Raw genomic sequence first — 13,040 nt, forward strand, 5'->3', positions numbered from 1 at the left:
GAGCTGGTCCTCGACGGGGGGAGCGGGGCCGTCGGGCTGCGGGAGATCGCCCGGCGGGCGGGGGTGTCGCACGGGGCGCCCCGGCGGTACTTCCCCACGCATCACGCCCTGTTGTCGGCCATCGCGCGGCGCGGCTTCGCCGACCTCGGTCAGCGGTTCGCGGCCGCGGTGGCGCCCACGGCGCCGCCGCGGGAGCAGGCCCGGGCGCTGGCGACGGTCTACGTCGGGTACGCGCTGGAGCGGCGCGGGATGTTCGAGCTGATGTTCCGCCACGACCTGCTGGACAGCAGTGGCCAGGAGGACACCGGGCAGCCGCGGCTGCGCGCGGCGACACGACCGTTGTTCGGACAGCTCGTCTCCCTGGTGTCCCGCTGCCGGCCGGCGGCAGAGGCCGAGGAGGCCGAGGTCACGGCCGCCGCACTGTGGGCCAATCTGCACGGGGTCGCCCAGTTGTGGGCCTGGGGCAGCCTGCCCCTGATGCTCGGTGAGGACCGGCCTGGGCTCGTCGAGCGGGTCGTCGACGCGGCCCTGGACGCCCACCTCGGGACGGCGGCCCCGTGAGGCGGCGGCTCGCCCTGGTGGTCAGCGTCGCCGGTGCGATGCTGGTCGCCCTCGACGGCACGGTGCTCAGCGTGGCGCAGCCCGCGCTGGGCCGCGATCTCGCGGCCGGCGTGGCGCAGGTGCAGTGGACGAGCACGGCCTATCTGCTGGCGGTGGCCGCGTTCCTGGTGGTCGCCGGCCGCCTCGGGGACCGCGTCGGACACGGCCGGCTGCTGCTGGTCGGGGTGCTCGGCTTCGCCGGGACCTCGGCGGGCATCGCGCTCGCACCCGGGGTCGGCTGGGTGATCGGGCTCCGGGCCGCGCAGGGCGTGTTCGGGGCCCTGTTGCAGCCGGCGACCCTCGCGCTGCTGCGGCTGGCCTACCCGCCGGACCGGCTCGCCGGGCCGGTGGCGGTGCGCACCGGCGCGATCGGGGTGGCCGCCGCGGCCGGGCCGCTGCTCGGCGGGTTCCTGGTCGCCGAGGCCGGCTGGCGCACGGTGTTCGTGCTCAACGTGCCGATCGCGCTGCTGATCGCCGTGGTGACCCTGGCCGTCAAGGCGCCGGCTCCTCGCCGCGACACCGCTGCCGCGGACACCGCCGCCGCGCCCGTGCCGTGGTCCGGCGCCGCCCTGCTGGCCGCCGCCCTCGCCTGCCTCGTCCACGCCCTGTCCGGCGTACCGGTGCACGGGTGGGCGGCGGGGCCGACCCTGCTCGGGCTCGGCGGGACCGTGGCGCTGGCGGTGGGGTTCGTACGGGCCGAACGGCGGTCGGCGGAGCCGCTCGTGCCGGTGGCCGTGGCCCGGTCGGTGCCGGTGGCGGCGTCCATGGCGCTGCTGCTGTGCGTCTCGGGCGGGATGTTCGGGGCGCTGTTCACCGCCACGTTCCTGCTCCAGGAGCGGCGCGGGCTCGATCCGCTGGACACGGGTCTGCTGGTGCTGCCGTTGACCGCCTGCCTGGTGCTGGGTTCGCCGGCCGCCGGGCTGCTGCTGCGCCGCTGCGGCCCGCGGCGGACCGCGCTGGCGGGCACGGCCCTGGTCGTGGCGGGCGTCGCGGGCCTGGGCGGCTGGGCGGGGCCGGCGGTCACCGTCGCGTTCGGGGTGCTGGGGGCGGGCTTCGCCGCCGTGATGGTGACGGCCACCGGGACCGTGGTCGGTGACGCCCCGCCCGGGTACGCGGGGGTGGTCGGCGGGCTCAAGCAGACCGCGATGAACGTGGGCCCCGCGCTCGGCATCGCGGTCGCCGCGGGCGCGGGGACCGCGCCGGGGGCGCTGCTGTTCCTCGCGGCGCTGGCGGGGCTGGGGCTCGTACCGGCGGCACTGCTGCCGCGCGGCCCCGGTCGCCCCGGGAGGGGCGCCGGGGCCGGCCCGGCCCTGCCCGCCGCGGGGAGCCCGGGGCGGGCAGGGCCGGGGGACGACGACCGTCAGGTGCGGTACGCGAAGTAACGCGCGTCCGGGTAGGACGCGATCACGCTCGCGAGCGACTTACGGTACGTGTTGGTGGAGTGGTACGTCAGGTAGGGCATGCCCTTGCTGCTACGGTACGTCACCATCATGGAGTGGTCCTTGGACCCGTCCTTGTTGAAGTCCGCCTGCAGGATGTCCCCGATGTCCATCTGGTACACGTTCGCCAGGTTCGTGGCCCGCTGGTTGGACAGTGTGAACCAGGCCCACTCGTTGGCGCCCACCCACGACTGGCTCTGGCCCTTGCTCGCGTCGTACCACCAGTTGCGGTAGTCCGTCGACGAGCCCGGGACCGGCTTCCAGCCGCCCGCGTTCAGGGCCTGGCTGATGAAGTTGGTGCAGTCACCGCCGGAGCCGTTGAACTTGCGGTACGCCGGGTTGTAGCTGCTCCAGTACTTCTCCGCGTACTTCGCCATGGCGTTGTAGTCGTACGCGCCGCCGGTCTTGACCTTGGGGGCCGAGGCCGGAGCGGGGTACTTCGTGGAGGCGGGCGTACCGTCCGGGTACTGGTTGCCGTCGTCGGTGACGGTGGCCGCCTTGGCGGCCACCGGCTCGTTGACGGCGACCGGGCCGGCGTCCTGGGACTTGATCGAGGTCAGCTCCCAGCCACCGCCCTTCTTGCTGCTGAGGGTGAGCTCGTAACGCGTCCGGAAGTCCGTGTTGTCCGGCTCGTCCCCGCGCAGCTTCTTGTACGTGAGCGTGGTGTGCTCGGTGACCTGGACGGTCGCCTTGCCCCCCGTGACCGTCGCCTTGTCCACGGCGACACGGGTGTCGGCGGCCGTGTAGGCCTCGCCGAGCTCCGCGAGCCGCGTCTTGCGCGACTGCAGCGACCGGATGGCGGCGTCCTGGTCCTTCTTCAGCTCCGCCGACAGTCGGGTCTTGTTGTTGGCCTTGCCGGAGCCGTGGCGCACCTGCTGACCGTCGACCAGCGCCTGCGTGCGCTGCGAGAGCACCTCGTCGGCGATGTGGGCGAAGGCGTCGGAGGTGGCGCGGTCGGCCGTCCGGGGCCCGGAAACCGCCGAAGCGGAATAGGCGAACCAGCTTCCGGACACGACGGCTACGGTCAGGCCGGCTATCGCAGCGGGCCTGAACCTTCTAGGTATCACTGTGTTTCCCCTTGTCACCCGGTAACACACGACCGGGGGACGGAATCTTCGCACAGCCGGACCCCGTCTTGTTCCGTCCCTGCCAACGACAGCGGAACGACCTGGACCGGCTCAGCAAGCTCACAGGCAATGCCTCTAGGGTGTGGGCAAGCACGGCAGAGGGAGCAAACGGAGTGGGCAGGCGGGAACCGGTCCGAACGGGAAGATCACGGGGCGCGCGCCGCAAGGCGCGCCCGGCAACCGGAATATCCGCGCGCGCGGCGCGCCTCACGCGCGGCGTGCGCGTACCCGCCGCCCTCGCACCGGCCCTCAGCACCGCCCGTACGCAGTTGCGCCGGCTGCGGCCCGCCTACCCCCGGCCGGGCCGTACCGGCTGGCGCCGGTGGGCGCCGTCGGGCCGCCAGTGGCTGGGCGCCTGCGTGTACGCGTTCGTCGCCATGACGGGCTTCGTCACCCTGGCGTACGCCGTGACGGACATACCCGACGATCTCAACTCCTTTGCTACACAGCAGGACAATGTCTACTACTGGGCGGACGGCTCCACGATGGCCCGGACCGGCTGGGTCAGCCGGTCGGAGATGCCGCTGGACAAGGTGCCGCCGAAGGTCCGGGGCGCCGTCCTCGCCGCCGAGAACGCCAGCTTCTACTCCGACCCCGGAGTCTCCCCCTCCGGCGTCCTGCGCGCCGTCAAGGCGGCGGTGACGGGTGGCGAGACCCAGGGCGGGTCCACCATCACCCAGCAGTACGTGAAGAACGCCTATCTGAACCAGGACCGCACCCTCTCCCGCAAGTTCACCGAGGTCCTGCTGGCGCTGAAGCTGGACAACGAGAAGAGCAAGGACCAGATCCTCCAGGACTACCTGAACACCAGCTGGTTCGGCCGCGGCACCTACGGCATCCAGCGCGCCTCGCAGGCGTACTACGGCAAGGACGTCTCCCAGCTCAACCCCAGCGAGGGCGCCTTCCTGGCCTCCCTCCTCAAGGGCGCGGGCCTGTTCGATCCGGCCATCGGCCCGGAGAACCGCGAGCGGGCCGTGGAGCGCTGGAGCTGGATCCTGGACCGCATGGTGGAGACGGGCCAGCTGTCGGCCGCCGAACGCGCCACGTACCGGACCTTCCCCGAGCCCTCGGCGACGTCCCTGGCCGGTGTGCCGGGCGCGCAGACCGGCTACCTGGTGGAGATGGCCAAGGCGTACACGGTCAAGGCCGGCCGCATCAAGGAGTCCGAGTTCGACCTCGGCGGCTACCAGATCTACACGACCTTCGACAAGGACCGCATGACGGCGCTGACCGCCGCGGTCCAGGAGGCGCAGAAGGACTTCGATCCCGAGAAGCGTCCCGACAGCGACAAGTTCGCCAAGATCGGCGCCGCGAGCATCGCCCCGGACGGCCGGCTCCTCGCCGTGTACGGCGGGCCCGACTACCTCAAGCAGGGCTTCAACCAGGCGAACGCGACGACCATCCCGGTCGGCTCGGCGTTCACCCCGATCGTCTACGCGGCGGCCCTCGACGAGGGCATCGTCCGCACCCGCGGCAAGGCCCGTACGCCCGTCTCCCCCACCAGCGTCTACGACGGCAACGACCAGGTGACCGTGCAGACCCCCGAGGGCCCGTACTGGGACCGCAGCGGCAAGGTGGTCAAGGGCCGTAACGACGGCGGCCGCAACTGGGGCCAGGTCACCCTGCACCAGGCCGTGGCCAACTCGGTCAACACCCCGCTGCTGCAGCTCGGCCTCGACGTCGGCCTGGACCAGGTGGAGACGTACGCCGAACGCGCCGGGCTGCTGCCGTCGAGCCTGGGGCCGCGGATCCCGAACTTCGCGGTCGGGGAGAACTCCACGCCCAGCGCGATCCGGATGGCCAGCGCCTACCAGTCCTTCGCCGCGGACGGCATGCACACCGACCCCTACTCGGTACGGTCGGCCACCCGCGGCGGCACCCCGGTCCCGCTGGCCGCACCCAAGGCGAACCGGGCCATGTCGGCGAAGGCCGCACGCGCGGTGACCGACGCCCTGAAGGCGTCCGTCAGCGAGGGCGCCGCGAAGGCGGTGGCCAAGGCCCACCCGGGTGCGGCGGGCAAGACCGGGACCACGGCGGCCAACACCGCGGGCTGGTTCGTGGCCACCACCGAGCAGGAGACCATGGCCGTGGTCGTCTACCGGATGGCACTGACCGACCTGATCCCGCTGCCCCTGACGGGCCTGGGCGGCGACGCCCCGACCACCCCGGCCAGCAACCGGGCCGTGAGCCTGTGGGGGGACTACGTCAAGGCGGTGAAGTAGGGCGAGGGGCGGTCGCGCCCCTCCGCTCCTGCCTGTGATGAGCGTCGAGCTGCTGAGCCTCGACCCGATGAGCGGCTACTTGATGAGCGGCTACTTGATGAGCGTCTGCCAGTCCGGCGCCTGGGCCGGGTCGAGCATCCGCAGCTGCGCCAGGACCTTCGGGTCCTGGACGTCCAGCCAGTCCGCCAGCTCCCGGAACGACACGCACCGCACGTCCTGGCGCGGGCAGACCTCCCGCATGACGTCCTCGACGGACTTCATGTAGATCCCGCCGTTCCAGTCCTCGAAGTGGTTGCCGACGAACATCGGCGCCCGGCTGCCGTTGTAGACCCGGTTGAATCCGTTCATGTACGACATGCGCGTCTGCGTCTGCCAGGCGGCGTACTTCGACGGGTCGCCCTTGGTGCTGTCGCCGGACTGGTTGTAGAGGAAGTTGAAGTCCATCGACAGCACCTGCACCTCCTTGCCCTGCAACGGCACCAATTGGAGCGGAAAGTTCCATATGCCGTCCTTCTTCGACGGCCACATCTGGAAGTCGCCCGAGGAGCTCGCGTCGTAGCGCCACCCGTACGGCTTGACCGCCGAGATCAGGTTCTTCTGTCCCTCCAGGCACGGCGCGCGCCCGCCCACGACCTCCAGGTCCGGGTCGAACGGCAGCGGCTGCTCGCCGGCGAAGCCGGTGTTCGTCTTCCAGTTCTTCATGAACCCGTAGGCCTGGTCGACCTCGCTGGTCCACTCCTCCACCGACCAGTCCCCGCCGCCCTTGGGACCGCAGAAATGCCCGTTGAAGTGCGAGCCGATCTCGTTGCCGTCCTTCCACGCCCCGCGCAGCTGCGCCAGCGTGGACTTCACGTGCGGCACCGTCGGGTACGAGATCGCCGCCGCGCCCTGGTCGTGCTGCGGCGGCCGGTACAGCGACTTCTTCGCCTCCGGCAGCAGATAGATGCCCGTGAGGAAGAAGGTCATGTGGGCGTCGGACTCCTTGGCCACCTGCCGGAAGTGCGAGAACAGGTGGTCGTCACCCTCCAGCGCACCGTCCCAGGAGAACACCACGAACTGCGGCGGCTTCTCCCCCGGCTTCAGCCGCTCCGCCTTGAGCTGTCCCGGCTGCGGTCCCGTGTACGAGGTGGAGCCGTCGCCCAGGACCTCCACCTTGCCGTCCCAGTTCTCCTTCCGGCCCTTCTTGGCCATGGGGCCGTTGGACGGGACGCCCGGGGACGCGGGGGAGGCGAGGTGGGCGTCGCCCTGCGCATCGGAGGAGCCGCTGAAGGTGAACACGTATCCGGTGGCGGCGACCCCGCCCACCGCGAGCACGGCGGCTCCGACGCCCAGCCGCTTGCGGCTCTGCGCCCTCTTCCGTGCCTTGTCGGCGGCCTTGCGGGCAGCACGGGACTCCGTCCCGGCGTCCATGACACCGTCGCTCTCCGCCATGGCGGTCGTACCCCCCTGTTCACCCGCAGCAGGGCCGCGCATGGATGGTTCGTACGAATATAGGCCTTCTCGCCACACCTCCCCCACCCCAGTCCCACATCTCGCGCACTTCACAGACAACTCATAGTCCGGTCCCGGTGCGGGGCCTAGGTCAAAGGACCCATGGCGGGCGGGCGGGGCTCCCGGGGAGACTCTGATCATGGACCGTCTGCCACCCGCCCGCATCGACGCCTACCTGGACCGGATCGGGGCCGACCGCCCGGCCGCGCCCACCGTCGAGGCCCTCCACGACCTGCACCTGCGCCACCTGCGCACGATCCCGTTCGAGAACCTCTCGATCCACCTGGGCGAGGACCTCTCGCTCGACGACGAGGCCCTCCTCGCCAAGATCGTGGACGCCCGCCGCGGCGGCTTCTGCTACGAGCTCAACGGCGGCTTCGCCCTGCTGCTCGCCGCCCTGGGCTACGAGGTCGAGCTGCTCCAGGGCCGGGTCCACGGCCGGGACGGCCGGCCCGGGATCCCGTACGACCACCTCGCACTGCGGATCACCACGCCCGACGGCCGCCGCTGGCTGGCCGACGTCGGCTTCGGCGACCACAGCCACCACCCGCTCGCCTTCGACGACCACGAGGACCAGAAGGACCCGGGCGGGACCTTCCGGATGGTGCCCACGCAGGACGGCGACCTGGACGTGCTCAAGGACGGCACGCCCCGCTACCGCCTGGAGCTGCGCCCCCGGGTCCTCCCCGACTTCACGGCCGGCGCCTGGTGGCACCGCACCTCACCCACGTCGCCCTTCACCCAGTCCCCGCTGTGCTCGCTGCTCACGCCCGACGGCCGCATCACCGTCAGCGGCCGCCGGCTCATCACCACCGTCGACGGCGAGCGGACGGAGACCGACCTCACCGACGACGCGGAGCTCCTGGCGGCCTACCGGACCCACTTCGGCGTCCGCCTGACCCGCGTCCCGGTCCCGCTGCACCCGCCGCGTCCCAAGGACTGAAATCCGCTGCCGGAGACGATCACCCCCGCTCTACGCTCCGGCCCATGTCCGAACCCGTACGGCTCCACATCCTGATCACCACGCTCCCCGGCCGCGGCCAGGAGCAGATCGAGGCGTTCCGGCGCCTCGCCCCCGTCGTGCGCGCCGAGGAGGGCTGCCTGCAGTACGACCTGCACCAGGTCAGCGGCCATCCCGACCGCTTCGTCCTCGTCGAGCGATGGGCGTCGCGGTCGGCCCTCGCCGCGCACGACGTCACCCCGCACGTGATCGCGGCCGACGCGGCGAGCCCGGCCTTCCGCGCGTGCCCCGCGGAGGTGATCGAACTCGCCGCCACCCCGGTGGCCTGACCCCCGCCCGTCGCCGAACGCGTCCGGAACCAGGCGACCCCTACACTTCCGGACGTGGACTCCGTCGCGCTCGCCGTCACCGACGGCATGCTGCACTTCGAACTGGCCCTGGCCCACGAGGTCTTCGGTTCCGCCCCGGACGCCCTGGCCGGCTCCTGGTACGACCTCGACGTCTGCGGCCCGGGCCCCGTCCGGTTCGGCCGGTTCGCCCTGGTCCCCGACCACGGCCTCGACCACCTCGCCCGGGCCGGCACCGTGATCGTCCCCGGCTGGGCCGACCTGGCCGTGGACCCGCCGGCCGAGCTGGTCGAAGCGGTGCGCGCGGCCCACGAGGCCGGTGCCCGCGTGGCTTCCCTGTGCACCGGGGCGTTCGTGCTGGCCGCCGCCGGCCTGCTCGACGGCCGGCGGGCGACCACGCACTGGGCCCACACCGGGGAGCTGGCCGCCCGGTACCCCGGGGTCCGGGTGGATCCGGACGTCCTCTACGTGGACGAGGGCAGCGTGCTCACCTCCGCCGGCAAGGCCGCGGCGATGGACCTGTGCCTCCACCTCGTCCGGAGCGACCGCGGCTCGTCCGTCGCCAACACCGTGGCCCGCCGCCTGGTCGTCCCGCCGCACCGGGACGGCGGCCAGGCCCAGTTCGTCACCACCCCGGTGCCGGCCCCGGACCACCACCCCCTCGCCGACCTGCTCCCCTGGGTGATGGAGCGCCTGGACCGTCCCCTGAGCGTGGAGGACCTGGCCCGCCGGGCCCGCATGAGCTCACGCCACCTGGGCCGCCACTTCCGCGCGGTCACCGGCACGACCCCGCTGCAGTGGCTGCTGACCCAGCGGATCCGCCACGCCCAGGAACTGCTGGAGACCACGGACGACAGCATCGACGCGATCGCCACGGCCACCGGCATGGGCACCGCCACGACCCTCCGCCGCCACTTCCACCGCACGATCGGCGTCCCCCCGGACACCTACCGCCGCACCTTCCGCACCAGGCCCGGCCGTCAGGGGCGCGCGGGCTGCTGAGTGCGGCACGGCGCTTCGACCTTCATGCCCTTCAGGTAGCGGTCGTACTCTCCGGTCGGGAGCGGTTCGGGGGCCAGCGCGCACAGCATCGAGCGCCAGGCGCCGATGTCCACCGTGCGCCGCACGAGGGAACCGTCCGCTCCCATCGTCAGCACGGAACCGTCCACCGCGCTGAAGGTCGTCACGCCTCCGCCTCCGTGGCCCGTCATGGCCCAGCTGCCCCGCTCCTCGCCCGTGGCGGCGTCCCAGAAGCGCAGAACCGCGTCGTTCCCGGTCCCGGACGCGTGGACGAGCAGGGAGTTGTCGGGACTGAAGGCGACACCGTCCTGGCCCTCCGGCGAGACGGCGGCCCCCTGCGTGACCCGGCCGGAAGCGATGTCGAAGACGACGAGGCGGTGATCGCCGTTGATGACCACCGCTTTGTGGCCCTGCCGGCTGAGTTCCACCGACATGCGGAAGTCCGTCCCGCCCAGGATCTCGCTGCGGTGGACGCGATGCAGCCCCTGCTCCGGGGTCCAGCGCCACACGACGAGCTCGTCGCCGTCGATCAGCGCGACGGTCGTTCCGTCCGCGCTGACGGCCGTAGGTGCCTCGGCGCTCGTCCTGTGGGGCAGGGACTGCCGGACCTGCCACGTACGCGCATCGATGACCTGGAGGGCGTTTTCCGTCATGGCGAGGAAGTGGACGTGGTCCGGCAGGAAGGCCACCGGTGTCGTAGAGCGTTGCGGACGCCAAGGAGTGCCGAGGCGACTGCCGTCCCGTACGTTCCACGAGCTGAAGGCGCTTCCGTCGCCGTCCGCGGTCACGGCGCGGGACCGGTCCGCCGAGATGATCACCGGGTTCACCGAACCGCTGCCGGTCGGCGTCTCGCGGCCCCCGATCCGGCCGATCCGCTCCGTCCCTGCGCTTCCGACGGCCCACACCTCCCAGCCGTCGGTCATGGCCCGGACCGCGAAGCGTCGGTCCCCGGTGAGTTGGGTGGGCTTGAGCGCCGTTTCGTTGGGGAGGGGCGTACCGGCCTGGAAACTCACCGCCGAGAACAGGGTGACGGCGCCGTCGGACGACGCGGCGACCACCTTCGTGTCGTCGCCCGATGCGGCGACGGACACCACGGGGTAGGTGAAGGAGCCGAGGATCCGACGTCGCCCGGCGGCGTCGTCCATGACCACCGACTGACCGTCGGCCGTGAAGCGGGCCCGGCCGTCCCCGGCCTTGGCGGCCGCCGCCGGAGCCAGTTGCTTCCCGGAGCCGACGTCCCACGCGTCGGTCCGGGTGCTCCCGCTCTTCTTCACGGAGACCCGCGCGCCGTCCGGTGAGAGGGTCACCCCGAAGCGGGCGTCCCGGTCGAGGTGCGGATAGCCCTCCAGCGTGCGCGACGCGCCCCAGGTGGTGGCGGCGGGGTCGAGGGTCCGTACGGTCCCCACCGACGAGTCCAGGGCCAGCAGCCGATGCGTGCCGTCGAAGGCCAGCGCCACGCCGTCCTCGACCGCCTTCTCCTTGATGACCTGGCGGCCGGTGGCCGTGTCCCAGACCCCGAGGTGGAAGTCGTACGAAGAGTCACCGGTGCTGGTGTAGAACGTCGCGGCGATCCGCGCACCGTCCCCCGAAAAGGCGAAGGAGCGCAGCCTCATGAACGCCCCGGCCAAGGCCTGGCCGTCGCTCGCGACGATCGTGCGCAGCAACTTCCGCTGCGGCACGTCCCACAGTTCGATCTCGTTGAACGGGGTCTCCACCGCGAGGAGGCGTCCGTCCCAGCTGAACGCCAATCCACCACCGTCCTGCGGCCACGACTTCCCGGCCAGGTCGGCCAGGCGGGCACCGGTCCGGGCGTCACGGAGGTGCACGGCGTACTTGCCGTTCAGTGCGTCAGGCTCGAGATGCGAGTAGTAGGCCAGCACCGTTCCGTCGCGGTTCATCGCCACTCGGGTGGCCGGGCTGTGGCCCACGCCCTGGTAGGGAGCCACGGCTTCGTTCCCGCTCTGGAGGTGCTGCGTGGCGCTGTCGTTCGCGGCGACGGCCCGGCCCAGGGCCTGTGCCGCTTCCCCCGTGGGCGCCACGGCATGGGCGTACAGCGCGAACTGGGCGGCCTTGCGCGGGTCGCTGGAGGCCACCTCCAGAGCCCGTGAGGCGAGCGCGCGGGATGCGGCGGTCCGCGCCCGTTCCGAGGCCTCGCCGTCCTTCTGCCAGGCGTACGTCCCTGCGGTCACGGCTCCCAGGGTGAGGACCACGAAGCCCGCCCCGGCCGTCCTGATCCGGCGCGTGGCCTTGAGGTCCTCCTGGATCGCCCGGCTGTCCAGAGCGTCCTTGCCGATTCCGTGGATCGGCGCGGCGAGGGTGACGACCTTGTCGCGGAACGGGCGGCGCGGTGCGTAGGAGAAGTCCTCGGCGTCCCGGAAGGCCCGCAGGTCCACCCAGAGGGGTTCAGTGCTGAACGCCCCACTTAACTCTCTCGGGATCGCGGTGGTCCGCGCCCAGTCGAAGTCACCGCGCGCCGCGTCCCACGCGATCTCGCCGGCGCTGTGGGCCAGCAGCAGGTGGTCGGTGGACCGGTTGGCACGCCAGAAGGCCAGTTCCTGCCTGACCCAGCGGGAGGCTGCGGCCTCCGGAGAGCCGATGACCACCAGGAACCGGGAAGAGGCGAGTCCGGCGACGATCTTTCCCGGCAGGTCACTGCTGGCGGCCAGGGAGGTGTGGTCCCTGAACACCTTCAGCACCCGACGCCGCCGCCACCCCTTGCGCACCAGCTTCTCCAACCCCTCCTGAAGACCCTCGGCGAGCGGTACGTCCCTCTGCTGGCTGTAGGAGATGAAGGCGTCGTACATAGATTCCACGTGAGTCCCCCGACGGGCTGCCTCGACGACTGTGGTCATGTGCAACCCGTAGCGTGCCATGGGCAGTTGCGGCTCGCGTCCGCGCACGGAGGACCGGTGCCGTGCGCTGGTCGGGTTGTCCGGTCCGCGGCACGGCGGGTCGCTGAGTGGGGCGGCGGGTGGTCGGGCCCATGCTGGGGGTATGGAGGAATCCCGTCCGCCGATGTGGCTGAGCCGTCCCCCGCGCGCGTACGCCTGCATGGTCGTCCACCGGCCGGCCGAGGAGGTGTTCGAGGCGTTTGCCGATCCGGCCGTCACCACGCGGTTCTGGTACACCACGAGCAGCGGGCCGATGGTGGCGGAGGCCGTACTCCGGTGGGAGTGGCAGACGTACGGGGTGGCCGTCGACGTGCGGGTGCTGGAGGTGGAGCGGGGTCGGCTGATCCGGTTCTCGTGGGGCAACTACGAGCAGCCGACCACGGTCGAGATGCGGTTCACCCCGCGGGAGGGCGACCGGCCCGGGACCTTCGTCGAGGTCACCGAGGCCGGGTTCCGGGGATCGGGTGACGACGCCGTGCAGTGGGTGAACGACACGGTGGGCGGGTTCACCACCGTGCTGTGCGCGGTGAAGGCGCTGCTCGAACAGGGTGTGGAGATCGACGTCGTGCGCGATCACCACCCGGTCTGAGCGGGCGCCCCGCCGGGCCTACCGCGCCGGCGTGAAACGGATGCTGGTGAACGCGGTGCCGGCCGGGGCGGCCTGGCCGGGGGCGAGGTGGACCGCCGTGCCCTGGCACTTGGCCCGGGCGTAGAGGTCCACGGGGGTGTTGCTCTTGTTGCGGGCGTTGCGGGCCTCCTGCGCCATGTCGAAGCAGCGGCCGTCCGGCAGGTCCTTGACGAAGTACGGCTTGCCGGCCGGGCCGGTCCAGTGGAACTCGCCGGTCGCGGCGGCGGCCGCGCCCGCGAGGCCGAGGGCCAGCGCGAGTCCGGCCAGGGCGGCGGCGGCTGGCTCCTAGTCACATCCGACGCTGCCCACGACGG

General features: G+C 72.1%; 11 protein-coding genes. 7 read left to right on the forward strand and 4 right to left on the reverse strand.

What is annotated here, in order from left to right:
- On the forward strand, positions 1-561 hold a 561-nt coding region (locus tag EF918_RS23825; protein WP_260610568.1), incomplete at its 5' end, for a TetR/AcrR family transcriptional regulator.
- Between the two features lie 38 nt (positions 562-599).
- Positions 600-1,982 (forward strand): MFS transporter, encoded by a 1,383-nt coding sequence (locus tag EF918_RS23830; RefSeq protein ID WP_125650284.1) that lies wholly within the window; start codon positions 600-602, stop codon positions 1,980-1,982.
- Here the strand turns inward: EF918_RS23830 and EF918_RS23835 are convergent.
- On the reverse strand, positions 1,961-3,052 hold the full coding sequence (locus EF918_RS23835; protein WP_260610569.1) for an amidase domain-containing protein: 1,092 nt from the start codon (positions 3,050-3,052) through the stop codon (positions 1,961-1,963). The genes EF918_RS23830 and EF918_RS23835 overlap by 22 nt on opposite strands.
- Before the next feature lie 491 nt (positions 3,053-3,543).
- On the opposite strand from EF918_RS23835, the gene EF918_RS23840 reads away from it, so the two are divergent.
- Positions 3,544-5,388, forward strand: a complete 1,845-nt coding sequence (locus EF918_RS23840; protein WP_260610574.1) for a transglycosylase domain-containing protein — start codon at positions 3,544-3,546, stop codon at positions 5,386-5,388.
- 90 nt (positions 5,389-5,478) lie between these two features.
- Here EF918_RS23840 and EF918_RS23845 read toward each other — a convergent pair whose 3' ends face one another.
- Positions 5,479-6,819: a hypothetical protein gene (locus EF918_RS23845; protein ID WP_260610570.1), complete on the reverse strand. Its 1,341-nt coding sequence runs from the start codon at positions 6,817-6,819 to the stop codon at positions 5,479-5,481.
- 199 nt (positions 6,820-7,018) lie between these two features.
- Between EF918_RS23845 and EF918_RS23850 the strand changes: the two genes are divergently transcribed.
- The 3 genes from EF918_RS23850 to EF918_RS23860 are packed head-to-tail and all read left to right on the forward strand — an operon-like array spanning position 7,019 to position 9,189.
- A complete protein-coding gene (locus EF918_RS23850; protein ID WP_125650274.1) occupies positions 7,019-7,822 on the forward strand; it encodes an arylamine N-acetyltransferase in 804 nt (267 codons plus the stop codon).
- 44 nt (positions 7,823-7,866) lie between these two features.
- Entirely contained in the window at positions 7,867-8,169 is a 303-nt protein-coding gene (locus EF918_RS23855; RefSeq protein ID WP_125650276.1) for a putative quinol monooxygenase, read from the forward strand.
- Between the two features lie 54 nt (positions 8,170-8,223).
- Positions 8,224-9,189 carry a helix-turn-helix domain-containing protein gene (locus EF918_RS23860; RefSeq protein WP_125650278.1) on the forward strand — a complete coding sequence of 322 codons (966 nt, stop codon included), beginning with the start codon at positions 8,224-8,226 and terminating at the stop codon, positions 9,187-9,189.
- On the opposite strand, the gene EF918_RS23865 is transcribed toward EF918_RS23860, so the two are convergent.
- A complete protein-coding gene (locus tag EF918_RS23865) occupies positions 9,168-12,020 on the reverse strand; it encodes a TIR domain-containing protein (RefSeq protein WP_185921886.1) in 2,853 nt (950 codons plus the stop codon). The genes EF918_RS23860 and EF918_RS23865 overlap by 22 nt on opposite strands.
- Before the next feature lie 181 nt (positions 12,021-12,201).
- Between EF918_RS23865 and EF918_RS23870 the strand changes: the two genes are divergently transcribed.
- The gene (locus EF918_RS23870) at positions 12,202-12,687 is read left to right on the forward strand and encodes an SRPBCC domain-containing protein (RefSeq protein WP_221889748.1); all 486 of its coding nucleotides are present in this window, start codon (positions 12,202-12,204) and stop codon (positions 12,685-12,687) included.
- 18 nt (positions 12,688-12,705) lie between these two features.
- Here EF918_RS23870 and EF918_RS38450 read toward each other — a convergent pair whose 3' ends face one another.
- A complete protein-coding gene (locus EF918_RS38450; protein ID WP_260610572.1) occupies positions 12,706-12,864 on the reverse strand; it encodes a hypothetical protein in 159 nt (52 codons plus the stop codon).
- Positions 12,865-13,040: the final 176 nt, after the last annotated feature.

This window comes from Streptomyces sp. WAC06614 (assembly GCF_003949795.1).
GTDB lineage: Bacteria > Actinomycetota > Actinomycetes > Streptomycetales > Streptomycetaceae > Streptomyces.

What these genes read in the sequence shown, in the direction of transcription:
- EF918_RS23830 (WP_125650284.1), top strand. Translation starts at nt 600, where the DNA reads ATGCTGGTCGCCCTCGACGGCACGGTGCTCAGCGTGGCGCAGCCCGCG.
- EF918_RS23840 (WP_260610574.1), top strand. Translation starts at nt 3,544, where the DNA reads ATGACGGGCTTCGTCACCCTGGCGTACGCCGTGACGGACATACCCGAC.
- EF918_RS23845 (WP_260610570.1), bottom strand. Translation starts at nt 6,819, where the DNA reads ATGGCGGAGAGCGACGGTGTCATGGACGCCGGGACGGAGTCCCGTGCT.
- EF918_RS23850 (WP_125650274.1), top strand. Translation starts at nt 7,019, where the DNA reads ATGGACCGTCTGCCACCCGCCCGCATCGACGCCTACCTGGACCGGATC.
- EF918_RS23855 (WP_125650276.1), top strand. Translation starts at nt 7,867, where the DNA reads ATGTCCGAACCCGTACGGCTCCACATCCTGATCACCACGCTCCCCGGC.
- EF918_RS23870 (WP_221889748.1), top strand. Translation starts at nt 12,202, where the DNA reads ATGGAGGAATCCCGTCCGCCGATGTGGCTGAGCCGTCCCCCGCGCGCG.
- EF918_RS38450 (WP_260610572.1), bottom strand. Translation starts at nt 12,864, where the DNA reads ATGGCGCAGGAGGCCCGCAACGCCCGCAACAAGAGCAACACCCCCGTG.